This window comes from Variovorax ginsengisoli (assembly GCF_030486595.1).
Taxonomy (GTDB): domain Bacteria; phylum Pseudomonadota; class Gammaproteobacteria; order Burkholderiales; family Burkholderiaceae_C; genus Variovorax; species Variovorax ginsengisoli_B.
This window is the reverse complement of record NZ_JAUJZH010000040.1, coordinates 50642-64698: the sequence shown is the minus strand read 5'-3', so window position 1 is coordinate 64698 and position 14057 is coordinate 50642. Positions and strand designations below refer to the sequence as shown.

14 protein-coding genes are annotated in these 14057 nt (G+C 63.5%); 6 read left to right on the top strand and 8 right to left on the bottom strand.

Annotated elements, in window-relative coordinates; translation table 11 throughout:
- Positions 1–555: 555 nt before the first annotated feature.
- A complete protein-coding gene (locus tag QZH52_RS34860; protein WP_301815836.1) occupies positions 556–804 on the bottom strand; it encodes a DUF1272 domain-containing protein in 249 nt (82 codons plus the stop codon).
- A 161-nt stretch (positions 805–965) separates the two neighbouring features.
- Between QZH52_RS34860 and QZH52_RS34855 the strand changes: the two genes are divergently transcribed.
- The 3 genes from QZH52_RS34855 to QZH52_RS34845 are packed head-to-tail and all read left to right on the top strand — an operon-like array spanning position 966 to position 3021.
- Positions 966–2093, top strand: coding sequence for a saccharopine dehydrogenase family protein (locus QZH52_RS34855; protein ID WP_301815835.1), 1128 nt, complete (start codon positions 966–968; stop codon positions 2091–2093).
- Positions 2090–2635 (top strand): DUF4166 domain-containing protein, encoded by a 546-nt coding sequence (locus QZH52_RS34850; protein WP_301815834.1) that lies wholly within the window; start codon positions 2090–2092, stop codon positions 2633–2635. The genes QZH52_RS34855 and QZH52_RS34850 overlap by 4 nt, the downstream gene beginning before the upstream one ends.
- Complete coding sequence (locus QZH52_RS34845) at positions 2632–3021, top strand: thiol-disulfide oxidoreductase DCC family protein (RefSeq protein ID WP_301815833.1); 390 nt, start codon at positions 2632–2634, stop codon at positions 3019–3021. Before QZH52_RS34850 ends, QZH52_RS34845 begins: the two co-directional genes overlap by 4 nt.
- 364 nt (positions 3022–3385) lie before the next feature.
- Here QZH52_RS34845 and QZH52_RS34840 read toward each other — a convergent pair whose 3' ends face one another.
- The 7 genes from QZH52_RS34840 to QZH52_RS34810 all read right to left on the bottom strand — a co-directional run bounded on the left by QZH52_RS34840 (position 3386) and on the right by QZH52_RS34810 (position 11133).
- Positions 3386–4339 (bottom strand): AEC family transporter, encoded by a 954-nt coding sequence (locus QZH52_RS34840; RefSeq protein ID WP_301815832.1) that lies wholly within the window; start codon positions 4337–4339, stop codon positions 3386–3388.
- Between the two features lie 135 nt (positions 4340–4474).
- A complete protein-coding gene (locus QZH52_RS34835; RefSeq protein WP_301815831.1) occupies positions 4475–5365 on the bottom strand; it encodes an NAD(P)-dependent oxidoreductase in 891 nt (296 codons plus the stop codon).
- Between the two features lie 51 nt (positions 5366–5416).
- Entirely contained in the window at positions 5417–6415 is a 999-nt protein-coding gene (locus tag QZH52_RS34830; protein ID WP_301815830.1) for a transketolase family protein, read from the bottom strand.
- Positions 6412–7254, bottom strand: coding sequence for a transketolase (locus tag QZH52_RS34825; RefSeq protein ID WP_301815842.1), 843 nt, complete (start codon positions 7252–7254; stop codon positions 6412–6414). The genes QZH52_RS34830 and QZH52_RS34825 overlap by 4 nt, the downstream gene beginning before the upstream one ends.
- Before the next feature lie 53 nt (positions 7255–7307).
- On the bottom strand, positions 7308–9188 hold the full coding sequence (locus QZH52_RS34820; RefSeq protein WP_301815829.1) for a TRAP transporter large permease: 1881 nt from the start codon (positions 9186–9188) through the stop codon (positions 7308–7310).
- A gap of 121 nt (positions 9189–9309) precedes the next feature.
- Positions 9310–10341, bottom strand: coding sequence for a TRAP transporter substrate-binding protein (locus QZH52_RS34815; protein ID WP_286525099.1), 1032 nt, complete (start codon positions 10339–10341; stop codon positions 9310–9312).
- 42 nt (positions 10342–10383) lie between these two features.
- The gene (locus tag QZH52_RS34810) at positions 10384–11133 is read right to left on the bottom strand and encodes an SDR family NAD(P)-dependent oxidoreductase (RefSeq protein ID WP_301815841.1); all 750 of its coding nucleotides are present in this window, start codon (positions 11131–11133) and stop codon (positions 10384–10386) included.
- A gap of 185 nt (positions 11134–11318) precedes the next feature.
- On the opposite strand from QZH52_RS34810, the gene QZH52_RS34805 reads away from it, so the two are divergent.
- The 3 genes from QZH52_RS34805 to QZH52_RS34795 all read left to right on the top strand — a co-directional run bounded on the left by QZH52_RS34805 (position 11319) and on the right by QZH52_RS34795 (position 13901).
- Positions 11319–12203: a LysR substrate-binding domain-containing protein gene (locus QZH52_RS34805; protein ID WP_301815828.1), complete on the top strand. Its 885-nt coding sequence runs from the start codon at positions 11319–11321 to the stop codon at positions 12201–12203.
- Positions 12204–12791: 588 nt separating this feature from the next.
- Complete coding sequence (locus QZH52_RS34800; RefSeq protein WP_301815827.1) at positions 12792–13439, top strand: PQQ-dependent sugar dehydrogenase family protein; 648 nt, start codon at positions 12792–12794, stop codon at positions 13437–13439.
- A 90-nt stretch (positions 13440–13529) separates the two neighbouring features.
- Positions 13530–13901 (top strand): PQQ-dependent sugar dehydrogenase family protein, encoded by a 372-nt coding sequence (locus QZH52_RS34795; RefSeq protein ID WP_301815825.1) that lies wholly within the window; start codon positions 13530–13532, stop codon positions 13899–13901.
- The last annotated feature ends 156 nt before the right edge of the window (positions 13902–14057 follow it).

The following is a 14057-nucleotide window of genomic DNA, read 5'->3' as shown; positions in this document are numbered from 1 at the left end:
TCGGCGATCGTCTTGCCGTCGGCCAGCGCATCGATCGCCACCTTGGCCTTGAATGCCGCTGAGTGATTGCGGCGGGGTCTTTTGCTCATGTCGTCTGCTCCTGTCATCCGGCTCTGTCCTCGCCCATGGGAGCAGCCTATCCACTTTGCGGCGTGTTCAGATTTGCGCGGCCGGCTCTGTTGCCACTGTTTGGCTGTCGCCGCCCCCGCCCGGATTCTTTCCGATGAGGACGGTCCCTCCGCGGTAGTGCCGTCCGACCCACCCGAGATAGGGTGTATTGACAGAATCGACGAGCGAAGTTGGAAGACCACGGTCGGCGTCGAATAGCTCCGCCCGAGGCACGCGCGTAGCCTTCTGAAATGCGTCAGTCAGACGCCGTCGGTCAAACATCATGATTTCGAGAGGGGTGAGGGCATTCGAGAGACTGCTGCAGCATAGTGCAAAGACAGCCTTCGCCCGACGACGATTTCGCCAGCACGGTTCGTCTCGGGGTGCACTCGCTGAAGAAACTGGAGGTCCGTGATGTACTTCCGCTCCTGGCCGTCAGCCGAAGCGTCAACACGAGGCCTTGCACCCATCAGGCTTGTGCACTCGCGTCGTTGAGGCCGGATATTTCGCGAGCTTGTCCGCCGGCCGCCTTGGACGAGGAAGCAATTCGCCGCCGCAGTTTGGGCACGTGCTGGCAAGCTGCCTGTCTGCGCATTCGCTGCAGAACGTGCACTCGAAGGTGCAGATTCGAGCATCGGATGAATCGGGCGGCAAGTCGCGGTCACAACACTCACAGCCGGGACGCATTTGGAGCATGGCGGAAACTCAAGAAGCAGGTCGGCGGAGCTTAAACGACGGCGAGCGGCAACTGTTGGCCCGATTTGCCTGTTGGCAGGAACGCGACCGACCCGGCCCAAGCAACCGGTAAGTCCTGCCAAGCTCATGTATGCTCATTCACCCCAAGCTTAAATCTATCGATGAGCCGAGCACTCACTGAACACCGCGTGGTTGTCATTGGCGGGTACGGCTTTTTCGGGCGTCGACTGGTAGAACGCCTGACGTCGCAGCCGAACGCTCACGTAGTTGTCGCTGGTCGCTCCCTTCAGGATGCTCAGGCTTTGGTTGAGGAATTGCGTCCGCAGTCGAAGGCGCGCCTCGGCGCCGCCGTCGTGGACGCGATGTCCGCGGACTTGCCTCGGCAGCTCAAGCCCCTTTCCCCCACCACCGTCGTTCTCGCTTCCGGGCCATTCCAAGGCCAGGATTACCGGGTCGCGCGAACATGTATATCGGTCGGCGCGAACTACATCGACCTGGCTGATGCGCGCGCGTTCGTGGTAGGAATCCGGGAGCTCGACTCAAACGCCAAGGCAGCCGGCGTTTTCGTCAGTAGCGGGGCAAGCTCGGTCCCAGCCTTATCCAGCGCGGCCGTGGACCACCTCGCTCAAGGCATGTCGACCGTTCGCAACATCGATATCGGCATCAGTCCAGGCAATAGGACCGAGCGAGGTCTGTCGACCGTGAAGGCCATCCTCAGCTACTGCGGAAAGGCGATACCCGCCCAAGGCCCGACTCAAACGATTGGATGGAGCGGGTCTCGTCACCACCGTTACCCAGCGCCGGTCGGAAGTCGCTGGCTGTCATCATGCGATGTCCCGGACCTCGCGTTGCTGCCACTTCGGTATCCCGGCGCGCCAAACGTACAGTTTGGAGCCGGCCTCGAGCTCTCGTTCTTGCACAGGGGGATGAACGCCATGGCGTGGGCCGCTCGCCATGGCCTCGTCCGCGACTGGTCTACGCACGCACACTGGCTCAAAAATGTTGCAAACATCTTCAAGGGCTGGGGGTCCGATGCGGGAGCCATGCACGTTTCGGTCTCTGGGCTTCGGAACAACAACGTCGAGACGTCGCGCACCTGGAGCCTGGTCGCGACGCATGGCGACGGGCCTTACGTTCCGACGTTGGCTGCAGCCGCATTGGTTCGAAAGCTCGCTTCAGGCGACGGACTACCCGCTGGTGCGATGCCCTGTGTGGGCAGCCTGTCGCTCGAAGACTTTGATGAAGAAGCGCGAGGCCTGAACATCCACATGGCAGAGGTAGCCACATGAAAGCCGCGTCGATGTACGAGCAGGCTCTGGGAGAGAGTTTCAACAGTCTTCCGCTCGCCGTGCAGCGCTTTCACACATTGGTCGGCCGGCATGAGCTTCACGGCTGGGTCGACACCGATGCACCTTCAACGCTCGCGGCGAGGCTCCTTGCGCTTTGCCTTGGAACACCTCGTCGGGCGACAAGCGGCCCCATCCGATTCGAGCTCCAGGCGGCCCCAGAGGCCGAGACATGGACCCGTCATTTCCCGGGCCAGAAGATGACCTCCCGCATGCGCCTCGATGCTCGTCAGGTCGTCGAACACCTCGGCGCCGCCCGGTTGACCTTTAGCCTCTGCGAGGCAGGAGGCCAGCTTGAGATGCGGCTGATTGGACTGCACTTTCTTGGAGTGCGATGCCCGCACTGGCTACTCCCGAGGGTCGTTGCGGAGGAGACGGGGCAAAGTGACCGGCTTCACTTTCGAGTTCAAGCCTCGCTGCCTGCGATTGGCACTGTGGCAAGCTATCGCGGACACTTGACCATCAGCGAGAAGGAACCAGTGTGATTGTTGTCTTCGATGCTCAATGCCTGCTCTGCAACGGTTGGGTGCAGTTTCTACTGCGACACGACCGAAAGGGAATCGTTCGGTTCGCTTCAATCCAAGGCGCAACCGGAAAGGGCTTGCTCGCCGAGGCGGGTTTGAAAGTAGATGGCTTGCAAACGCTGCTCGTGGTTGACCGGGAACGCACGTGGCAGCACACATCCGCCATCCTGCGCGTTCTCCATGCGCTGGGATGGCCATGGCGGCTCGCCTGGGGAGCCTGGCTGGTGCCGGCGCCGTTGCGCGACACGCTCTATCGGTGGGTCGCGCGAAACCGATATTGGTTGTTCGGCCGCACCGAAACATGCGCGATGCCACCTCTCGACTACGCCGAACGCTTCTTGGACTGACGGCCAAGGCATGCAGGTTGGCAGCACCCGCCCGGTCAACCGACCGACTGCTTTCGGGCGAATTCTGGGTCTTCCTCGAGCGGCCGCTTCTGGCCGCGAGCACCAGTTCGCGGCCGCGCCTGATAGCTGACCTTCGGCGTGACCACGCTGTTGGCCAAGGACTGCTATCGGCGAGTTTGGCGAACAGGCAGTCCCGGCCATGACCGGTCCTTGGGCTGCGCGAAGCGAAGGGCAAGTCAAGCCCTGCAAGCCGACATAGACTTGCGCTCGCTGACGATCTGGCCGTGCTCTTCATGCGCAGTGCCGAGTCCATCTGCCGCGCAGACTCCATGCGATAGATCTGAGGCCTCGAAATTCCGTTGTACTACGCTGCCCATCCAAGAACCGGACCCAGCACCCACAAGGCGATGCTGATTGTCAAAAACGACAAAACGGTTGCCAGCAACAGCGCTGCCGCACACATTTCCTCGAAGCCATACTTCTGGGCCAGGATGGGATAGATGCTGAGCATCGGCGTGGCAGCGAACACCACGGCTGCGGCCCGCAATGTCGGGTCGTTCGGCGGCACCAGCCACATCATCAGTCCCACCGCCAGGGGATGCAGCAAGAGCTTGCCCAGGGCGATGGTGGTCACGTCCCGCCGCATACCCTTGGTTTTCAATCCGGTCAATGTGCCCCCGATGACGAAAAGGGACACTGCTGCCGAGGACATCGCCAGCATGTTGATGGTGCGCGCCAGCACGCCGGTGATCGGAATTCCGATCAATGAGACGGCAAGGCCGCCCACGATCGCCAGGATGACCGGATTTCGCGACAGCTGGCTGAGCGACTGCATGAGGATGCGATACCACTTGCCCGCGCCCGCATGGCCGCTGTCCGCCATCACCAGTGCGAGCGGAATCATCAGCAAGTTCTCGACCAGCATGCACATCGCGAGGCCGACCGCAGCCGACGACGGCCCGGCCGCCAGTATGGCGATAGGGTAGCCGATGAAGCCGCTGTTCGAACTTGAGCAGCCGAGCCCGCACAGCGCACTCAGCGTAAAGCTCTTGCCCTGCCAGCGCCACGCCCAGCCAAAGGCAGCCATCATCACGACGAGCGACCCGACGGCATAGCCGAGCACGTAGCGGCCATTCATGACCTCGTCGACCCGGCGCTGGGACAGCGCCGTGAACACCAGCGCGGGGAGTGCAAACTTGACAACGTAAGTGCCGAGCACGCGCATGTCTAGCTTGCTGAAGGTGCCGGCGCGCCCGGCCAGAAAGCCGAGCGCAATGACGAGGTAGATGGGGCCTGTGATGGCCAGTGTTTGCAACATGGAATCAGCGTCGCCTGTCCGTCGTGACGGATTTCGACGCGCAAAGGTTCTTCAAAGCACTGAGCGTGCCAAGTGGCCGGCAGATCCTTGACGGACCGACGGTATCCGAATCCGCAAGCTCGTGCGCAACGTTTTCTATGGCATCCCCGCGGCTAGCTCGTAGTGTGTCGTGACGGCTGAGTCGTCCTTTGCACCCAGTCCTCGTGCCGTGGTACCAAGGAAAGCGAGGTGGGCTGCGTGCGCGAGTGCCGCGGGAAAACGCGACTCGCGTGTCGCGTCCAGCACCAACGACATGTCTTTCACAATGATGTCGACCGCCGAGGAGATGTCGTCGAACTGGCCAGCGACCATCCGCGGCCCTCGGTCGGCGAGCATCCAGGAGCTGGCCGCCCCGCTGCTGAGGATCTCCAGCGTCAGATCGAGCGGCAGACCCTGGTGCTTCGCAAGCGCCAGCGCTTCGCCCGCAGCAGCCAGATGCACGCCACACAGCAGTTGGTTGAGAACCTTCATCTGCGCACCGGAGCCCGCCGGGCCAAGGTAGTGCACGCGTGAGCCAAAAGTCCGGAGCACCGGAAGCGCCAGATCGAAGGCCTCACGCGTCCCCGAACCCATGATGGTCAACGTCCCGCGCTCGGCACCGACCGCGCCACCCGTGACAGGCGCATCGATCAGCGAGATTTCGTGACTCGCCAGTCGCCCTTCGAGTGCGCGAACGTAGGACGGATCCATGGTGCTGCAAGCGATGAAGACGGCACCCGCTGCAAGCTCCCCGACCAGTCCGTCGTCGCCAAACAGCACGGCCTCTGTCTGCTGCGAGTTGACGACGAAGCACACGACGATCTGAACCTGGGCCGCCAGCTCTGCAAGTGAGCATGCAGGCGTTCCCCCTTGCGCTCGCAGCCAGTCGAGCGCGTCGGAGCGCACATCGCAGCCCACCACGTCAAAGCCCTTTGCCAGCAGATTGCTGACCGCGCCGCGGCCCATGGCGCCGAGACCGATGAATCCCACCTTTGTCTTGATACTCATGATGTCTGGATCCAGAAGATGCTTGAAGCTGCGGCGGCGCGTGTTCAGGCCTTAGACCCAGCGCTTGATCTGCTGGCCCATCATCTGGGTGGAGATGCCGTAGCGGTCGTGCAGAGTCGGCAGCGCGCCCGCGTCCAGGAACGCATCCGGCAATCCGATCTGGCGGAACGTCGTCGTGACGCCCGAGCGCATGAGGAGCGTCGCTACCGCCTCGCCCAGGCCACCGATCACCGAGTGGTTCTCCGCCACAACGACGAGCCTTCCCATCCGCCGGACCTCGGCCAGGATCGTCGCCTCGTCGAGCGGCTTGATGGTCGGAACGTGCAGGACCGCGACATCGATGCCGTCGGCCTGCAGTTGTTGTGCGACCTCCAGCGAGCGCATCGTCATGAAACCGCTGGCGATCACCAGCACGCTCTTGCCGTCGCGGATCAGCTTGGCCTTGCCGAGTTCGAACTTGTAGTCGTACTCGTCCAGCACCATCGGCACGTTGCCGCGCGGCAGCCGCATGTAGACGGGGCCCTGGTGATCGGCCATCTGGGGCACGGCCTGTTCGACATCGAGCGCGTCGCACGGATCGATGATCGTCAGGCCGGGAATGCCGCGCATCAACGCCAGGTCCTCGGTCGCCTGGTGGCTCGGTCCGTAGCCGGTGGTCAGGCCCGGCAGCGCGCAGCACATCTTGACGTTGAGGTTTTCCTCGGCAATCACCTGGTGCACGAAGTCGAAGGCCCGGCGCGTTCCGAAGACGGCATAGGTCGTCGCGAAGGGAATGAACCCCTCCTTGGCCATGCCGCCGGCGGCCGCCATCAGCAACTGCTCGGCCATGCCCATCTGGAAGAAGCGTTCGGGATACTCGTTCGCGAACAGGTGCAGGTCGGTGTATTTGGCGAGGTCGGCCGTCATGCCGACGACCTCCGGGCGATTGCGGCCCAGCTCGACCATGGCTTTGCCGAAGGGCGCCGCCTTGACACGCTGGCCCTCGCCGGCGATGGAAGCAATCATCGCCGAGGTCTTCAGACGCGGCTTCTTTTCAATGGTGGCATTCATGATGCGGCTCCTTCGGTTTGTGTGCGGTCGGTATGGGCGATGGCTTCTTGCCATTCAGGCGGGTCTACGCGGATGAAGTGGTTCTTGTCGCGGCTCTCGAGGAAGGGCACGCCCTTGCCCATCAAGGTATCGAAGAGGATGACGCGTGGCTTTTCATTCTTGAGCGCACGGGCCGCATCGAAGGCACCCATGACGGCGGCCAGGTCGTTGCCATCGACGCGCTGCACGTGCCAGCCGAACGCTGCCCATTTGTCGGCGAGCGGCTCGAAGCCCATGATCTTTCCGGACGGGCCATCGGCCTGCTGGTTGTTGATGTCGATCAGGCAGATCAGGTTCGTGAGGCGATGGTGGGCCGCGCCCATCGCAGCCTCCCAGGTCGAGCCTTCGTCCAGCTCGCCGTCGGACATCGAGTTGTAGACGAACGCTGGGTTGTTCTTCAGGCGCAGACCGAGCGCCATGCCGACCGCGATTGGAAGACCCTGGCCGAGCGAACCGCCGGACATTTCCATGCCGGGCGTATAGGTGACCATCCCCGACATCGGCAGGCGGCTGTCGTCGCTGCCGTAGGTTTCGAGTTCCTCTTCGGAGATGATCCCGGCTTCGATGAGTGCGGCATAGGCAGCGATCGCGTAGTGGCCGTGCGAGAGCAGGAAGCGGTCACGGCCTTCCCACTCTGGGTCCTCGGGCTTGTAGGTCATGGCGTGCTTGTAGGCGACCGCCAGGACGTCGGCCCAGCCGAGCGCCTGGCCGATGTAGCCCTGTCCCTGAACTTCGCCCATCTGCAGTGCGTATCGGCGAATGCGGTAGGCGCTTTGTTGAAGCGACGATAAATCAGACATGAAAATCTCCTTGCTAGAGGTGAGTTGGGAGGGTGAGCGGGGAGGTGAAGGGGTCAGAGGAAGCCGATGGAGATCCATGGGATCGCCGCGACAAGAACCGTTCCGAGGAACAAGGCGACCATGTAGCCCACGATAGGCTTCATGCCCTCGTTCGGATGAATCCGGCTGATGGCGCACGCCGCGTAGTAGCCGACGCCGAATGGCGGCGCAAAGAGACCGATGCCCATCGCAAGGGTCACGACCATCGCGTAGTGCACTTCGTGGATGCCGACTTGGCGGGCGATGGGGAACAGCAGCGGTCCAAGCAGCACGATGGCGGGGATGCCTTCGAGCACCGAGCCGAGGATGATGAAAGCCACCACCGACACCGCCATGAAGGTGATCCCGCCGCCCGGCAAGGCTTTCATCGCGTCGGCGAGAGCGGTCGAGAATCCCGATTGCGTCAGCGCCCAGGCCATGCCAGTGGCGGCACCGATGATGAACAGGATCGAGCCGGAGAGCGACGCTGTACTCACCAGCATCGGATAGACCCGCTTCCAGTCGAACTGACGGTACACGAGAAGCCCGGCAATCACCGCGTAGACAATGCCGATTGTGGACACCTCGGTCGCCGTGGCGACGCCCTCGACCACCGCTGCGCGGATGACGACCGGAAGAGCAAGTGCCGGGATCGCAATCATGAAAGATTTGGCGATCTCGCGACCGGAAGCCTTGCGCACGCCCTTGAGGTTCTCGCCCCGATAGCGCCACCACACGAGTGCGGCCAACGTCGCCCCCACCACGACACCCGGCAGCAGGCCCCCAGTGAACAGGGCTGCAATCGAGACGCCCGTCGCGGAGCCGATCGTGATCAACACCAGCGACGGCGGGATCGTCTCAGTCTGCGCGCCCGTTGCCGAAAGCAGGGCCACCAGGTCTCCAGGCTTCGCGCCCCGCTTGCGCATCTCCGGGAACAGGGCTGGTGCCACGGCTGCCATGTCGGCCGCCTTGGAGCCCGAGATGCCCGAGACCAGGTACATCGCGCCGATCAGCACATAGGACAGCCCACCGCGCACATGCCCCAGCAGGTTGGCCAGGAAGTTGACCATGGCGCGGGCAATGCCGGTCATTTCGATGAGCAGGCCCAGCAGCACGAACAGCGGAACGGCAAGCAGGATCAGGTGGCTCATGCCCTCGTCCATGCGGCCGACGACAACGACAGTCGGCGTCGTGGTGGTCAGCGCGATGTAGCCGAAGGTCGCCAGTCCGAACGAGAACGCGATCGGCACCCCAAGCAGCACCAGTGCACCAACGCCAACCACGAAAAAGAGCAACAGATTCCAGTTGCCGAGCTTCGCGAACAGCGGGCCTACCAACGCCATCGCCCCAATGACGAGGGCGACGAGGCCCAACGCCAGAAGCGCGTCCTTCAGTCGGGCGATTCGGAACATCTGGATGACGCCGACCAGCAACATCAGCCCGAGGCCGATCGGCAACGCCGAAGCCCGCCAGGAGTTCACGATGCCCATCGCCGGCGTCGTGACAAAGACCTCGTCTTGCGCGAACTCGTAGGCAGGATGAACCACGAATGCGAGGAACGCAATAGCCGCAGCGATGGCGACCAGATCCAGGAAGGCTCGTTTTCGGGGTTCGAGCTTGCCGACGATCGCCGTCATGCGCATGTGTTCGCCGCGTTGGAAGGCAACGATCGACCCCAGCATCGCCAGCCACAGGAACAGGATCGATGCCAGTTCGTCAGACCACACGAGCGGCTCGTGAAAGACGTAGCGGCTCGTCACCCCTGCCAGCAGCACGACGACCTCGGCCAGCACCAACAGTGCGGCCGGAATTTCGATCAGCGTGCCAAGCGCCTTGTTCAGCGTCTCCAGCCAGGCAATCGGCTCGCGCCTGGCCACGGCGCTCGCCGCTTCAAGCTCATCACTACTAATGTTCATGGCTTTCTTTCGGGCGAACGGTGGCCGAGGGCCTGCGCAGCAAGGCGCGGCTCACCGATCAAAATGAATGAATGAATGATCCACCGGGCCCCGGAGACATCCGGAGCGAGGCAGCGACCTGTCAACCGAGCTTGCCGGAGACCTTTTCGAGGAGTTCCCACGGCGCCGCGCCGTACTTTGACTTCCACTCGCCGTAGAAGCCCGTGCTCGCCAGCTTCTTGCGGAAGTCTTCCTGCTGCACGTCGAGGAAGGTGATGCCCTTGGCCTTGAGGTCGGTCATCAGGCTGGTGTTGAGCTTGGCAACGTCGACCCGTTGATCGGTCGCGGACTTGTCGAGCTCCCGCTTGATGACCTGTTGCACGTCCACCGGCAGCTTGTCGAATGCGCGCTTGTTGCCCAGCACCCAGTAGCCGTCCCAGACGTGGCCGGTCAGGCTGCAACTCTTTTGAACCTCATAGAGCCGCGCCGTTGCGATGATGGCGAGCGGGTTCTCCTGGCCTTCCACCACCTTCGTCTGCAATGCGGTGTAGACCTCGTTGAAGTTGATGGGCGACGGGGCGGCCTCCAGCGCCTTGAAGAGGGAGGTCAGCGGCGGCGCAGCAGGCACGCGCACCTTGAAGCCCTTCAGGTCGGCTGCGGTCTTGATCTCTTTTCCGGAAGAGGTGATTTGACGGAAGCCGTTGTCCCAGATCTTCGACACGGTGAAGATGGGCGTCTTCGCGATCTCGGCCCGAATATGGTTGCCCAGATCGCCATCCATCGCCTTCCACACGTCGTCATAGTTCTTGAAGGCAAAGCCAACGCTGGTCATGCCCGACACTGGCACGAAGGTCGACAGAATCAACGACGAGAGGTTGAAGAACTCGACCGAACCATTGCGCACCTGTGTCAGCAGGTCGGTATCGCTGCCCAACTGATTGGCCGGAAACAGCTTGATGTTGACCCGACCCGAGGTGGCTTCGCGGATGCGGTCGAGCGCTTCCTTGGCACGCACGTTGACGGGGTGCGTCGGGTCTTGCCCGGTGGCGTACTTGAGTTCGAACTCGGCCGCGTCCGCACGGCGCGTGAGGATCGAGAACAGGGGCAGTGCTGCACCTGCGGCCAGCAGTTGCCGACGGTTGAACTTGGTAGGGGCGAGCTTGGGATCGGTCATGTCTGTCTCCTGGTTGTAGAAGTGAAAGCGGTCGCTGATGACTCAATGGATCAACATGCCGCCGTTGACGTCGAGCGTGATGCCCGTGCAATACAGCGACAGGTCGCTGGAGAGGAATACGCAGGCGCCAGCAATGTCCTCGGCGCGGCCCAGGCGGGCGAGCGGGATGGTCTCGGCAATCTCGGCCTTCTTCTCTTCGGTGAGCTTGCCTTTGATGATGTCGGTGCCGATCAGGCCGGGCGTGATGCTGTTGATGCGGATACCGACTGGACCGAACTCCCGTGCCATCGCGCGTGCCAGGCCCAGCACACCGGCCTTCGCCGCGGAGTAGTGCGGACCGCCCAGAATGCCGCCGCCGCGCTGCGCGGAAACCGACGAGATGCAGACGATCGACCCGCTCTCTTGCTCCTGCATGGCCGGCAGGACGGCCTGCGACATGTACAAGGTGCCGCGCAGGCTCACGTCGAGTACGCGGTCGTAGTCCGAACCGCTGATGTCGAGCGTCTTCACCGGCTGCGTGATGCCCGCGTTGTTGACCAGCGCATCGATGCGACCGAATGCCTTGAGCACCGCTGCGGCAGCGGTATCGCATGAAGCCTTGTCGGTGACATCGGCCACGATGCCGAGATGGCCCGGGCCAAGTTGCGCGGCCGCCGCCGCCGGGTCGGCGCGCTCCAGGTCGAGCACGGCGACCCGTGCACCGTGGGCAGCCATCAGGCGCGCCGTAGCGAATCCGAGACCGTTGAGGCCGGCGCCGCCGGTGATGACGATAGCTTTGTCTTTGAGAAGCATCGATTTGTCTCCAGAGTGGTGTGAAACGGCTGCGGCGCGGACATGCAAATTTGTTGTCTGTGACCGCCTGCAGCGAAGTGGTCTCGTTGCATTGGGGCCAATGGTCCTCCGGTGCGAGCATGACGACAAGCGAAGTGTTTTCAGCCTAAGATGACGTTCTTTCATCTAACGACCGGGTTGACCCTATGTCCACATTGCCCGCCGTGACCAACCTGCAGGCGTTCGAGGCGGTAGCGCGTCGACGAAGCTTTGCGCTTGCAGCGTCTGAGCTCAATCTCACTGCCTCGGCCATCAGCCATCAGGTCTCGCGACTCGAAGCGCATCTCGGCGTGAGGTTGTTCGAGCGCAGCGCGCACGGCGTGCGCCTGAGCGCTGCGGGGGACATGTACCTGTCGAAAGTTGGCGGCGCGCTGTTGGCCATCGCATCCGCGACAGACGACTTGCGCCAAGGCGTGAGCAACAGCCTGTATGTGCACTCGGCGCCCAGCATCGCGAGCCTCTGGTTGATGTCGCGGCTGCGCGGCTTCGCGCAGGCCTTCCCGGACATCTCGCTCAACTTGTCAGCTGCGCACACGCCCAGCGATTTCGCCCTCGGACAGTCCGACGTCGACATCCGCTACGGCATACCGAACTGGCCCGACCTGGTGGTGGAACCCTTGTTCGAGGAACGCATCGTGCCGCTCGCCAGTCCTGCGTTCATCAAGCAGCACGGCCTGAAACGCATCGATCAGCTTTCCACCGTGAAGCTGATTCAGAGCAATGTCAGCGTGGTGCAGTGGTCGGACTGGTTTGGGCAGTTCAGCGACAAGCGGGCGCCGGACTGGTTCGCCGTGCGCTTCGATCGGGCCCAGATGTCGCTCGATGCCGCCACTCAGGGCCTCGGCGTCGCGCTTGAAAGCACGACGATCGCCGCCAAGCATATCGCCGAGCGCAAGCTGAAGCCTGTGTTCGGCCTCGATCAAGCCGTCAAGGTCAAGGCGCACTTCGCCGTGTATCCACCACGGCACGCCAAGCGACCCTCCGTCAAGGTGTTTCTGGAATGGATCCACGGCGAAGCGGCAAGAAGCTGATCGCACTCACGGCGCTAACTTCAGCGCTGGCCATAGAGAGCATTTCACTGCCAAGCCCGTGCGGCGCGTTGCGTGCTTTGCGAACGCCCGCTTTCCGTTGCAGCGGACCTTGTGGATTCCCAAACGAAAGACGGCACCGGGCCCTGAACGCCAGTTTTCGCGATTGAAGAGCAGTCGTTGGCCGACGCTTCTGCCACTTCCCGTCGCCGACCGACGAGCGAAGTCAGGTTCCGGCGTAGAGCCGACGCTTGTCCGGAATATCGCCAAAGTCGGCTCTCGGTAACCGCTGTCGTTCCGCTGCAAAAAGCGACCGGCAGCAGCCAGTCTGAACCGGTAGTAGTCTCTGCGCAGACCCCACGCAGGACCCGGCATCGCGGGCGAGTGTACGAAGCCGACACGGCTTAATATCGACCAGCGACGATAGAAAGCTCGATGAGCATGTCGAACGTGTTCGCGCAGATGGTTGTGCTGGCCGGCAACGCGGCGCTGCAGTGGCGGCGCATGTAGACCGGCGAACCGACGCAGGCTGTCGGAGCCGCGCCGACGATCCCCGACGCACGCCCTCAGGGCCGCATCCCGACACTGAAGATGCCGGCTGCGTGCGGCTGGTCCGACGGGCGCAAGCCAACACCGGCGCCCGGTCTCGAGGTCAGCGCTTTCGCCACCGGACTGCAGCATCCGCACTGGATCCACGTGCTGCCCAACGGCGACGTGACGGTGGCCGAGGCGCTGTTCGAACCGGGCCCGATCAAATCGGTGTTCGAATATGCGATGGTCAGCACGATGCGGCGCGCCGCCGCGATCGGCCCGAGCCCGAATCGCATCACGCTGCTGCGCGATGCCGACCGCGACGGCGTCGCCGAGGTCCGCTCGGCGCTGCTCGAGAATCTGAGTCAGCCCTTCGGCATGGCGCTGATCGGCGACGTGTTCTATGTCGGCAACACCGACGGTGTGGTGGCGTTCCCGTACACCCCTGGCACAACGCGCATCGACGCGCCGGGCCACCGCCTGAACGAATTCGAGCCGGGCGGCCACTGGACGCGTAGCCTGCTCGCGAGCCCCGACGGCAGCAGGCTCTACGGTCGAAACCGGGCGCGCCTGCATCTACGGGATCGACCTCGCCAGCGGTCGCAGCCGGACTTACGCGGGCCGCCTACGCAACCCGGTCGGCCTCGCTTGGGAACCGACCACCGGTCAATTGTGGACCGTGGTCAACGAGCACGACGGCCTCGGTGACGAGAAGCCGCCCGACTACCTGACCTCGGTGCGCGACGGCGGCTTTTCGGCTGGCCGTACTGCTACTGGCTCCGCACGGTCGACGACCGCGTGCCGCAGGACCGGGCCGCGGTCTCGCGTGCGCTGACACCCGATTCCGCACTCGGCGGGCACACTGCGTCGCTCAGCCTGTGCTGGCTGCCCGCCGGCGCCCTGCCCGGCTGGCCCGCGGGCATGGCGATCGGTCAGCACGGCTCGTGGAACCGAAGCAAGCTCAGCGGCTACCGGGTCGTGTTCGTGCCGTTCGAGGGCGGCCTCCCGGCAGGCCTTCCGCGCGACATCCTGGGAGGCTTCCTGTCGCCCGACGAAAGCGAGTCGTACGGGCGTCCGGTCGGCGTCGCGATCGGGCCCGAGGGCGCGCTACTGGTGGCTGACGATGTGGGCGACGTCGTCTGGCGCGTCACCGCCAGCGGCGCGGGCTAGTCCAAAAAGGCCCGCCACCTGCTCGCGGTTCGGGTCTACACGCTCGACAGCGCCCAGCCTCGGTCCTATAGTCCGATTTCTCTTGGGTCACGAACAGCCGCAGGAGAGATCCGCGGCTTGCCGGCGGTGCAAGAGATTTCGACAGTTGTGCATATC

Excerpts from the sequence above, each read along its gene's own strand:
- QZH52_RS34800 (WP_301815827.1), top strand. The coding sequence starts at position 12,792 with ATGCCGGCTGCGTGCGGCTGGTCCGACGGGCGCAAGCCAACACCGGCG.
- QZH52_RS34850 (WP_301815834.1), top strand. The coding sequence starts at position 2,090 with ATGAAAGCCGCGTCGATGTACGAGCAGGCTCTGGGAGAGAGTTTCAAC.
- QZH52_RS34860 (WP_301815836.1), bottom strand. The coding sequence starts at position 804 with ATGCTCCAAATGCGTCCCGGCTGTGAGTGTTGTGACCGCGACTTGCCG.
- QZH52_RS34810 (WP_301815841.1), bottom strand. The coding sequence starts at position 11,133 with ATGCTTCTCAAAGACAAAGCTATCGTCATCACCGGCGGCGCCGGCCTC.
- QZH52_RS34805 (WP_301815828.1), top strand. The coding sequence starts at position 11,319 with ATGTCCACATTGCCCGCCGTGACCAACCTGCAGGCGTTCGAGGCGGTA.
- QZH52_RS34825 (WP_301815842.1), bottom strand. The coding sequence starts at position 7,254 with ATGTCTGATTTATCGTCGCTTCAACAAAGCGCCTACCGCATTCGCCGA.
- QZH52_RS34820 (WP_301815829.1), bottom strand. The coding sequence starts at position 9,188 with ATGAACATTAGTAGTGATGAGCTTGAAGCGGCGAGCGCCGTGGCCAGG.
- QZH52_RS34840 (WP_301815832.1), bottom strand. The coding sequence starts at position 4,339 with ATGTTGCAAACACTGGCCATCACAGGCCCCATCTACCTCGTCATTGCG.
- QZH52_RS34830 (WP_301815830.1), bottom strand. The coding sequence starts at position 6,415 with ATGAATGCCACCATTGAAAAGAAGCCGCGTCTGAAGACCTCGGCGATG.
- QZH52_RS34855 (WP_301815835.1), top strand. The coding sequence starts at position 966 with ATGAGCCGAGCACTCACTGAACACCGCGTGGTTGTCATTGGCGGGTAC.
- QZH52_RS34835 (WP_301815831.1), bottom strand. The coding sequence starts at position 5,365 with ATGAGTATCAAGACAAAGGTGGGATTCATCGGTCTCGGCGCCATGGGC.
- QZH52_RS34815 (WP_286525099.1), bottom strand. The coding sequence starts at position 10,341 with ATGACCGATCCCAAGCTCGCCCCTACCAAGTTCAACCGTCGGCAACTG.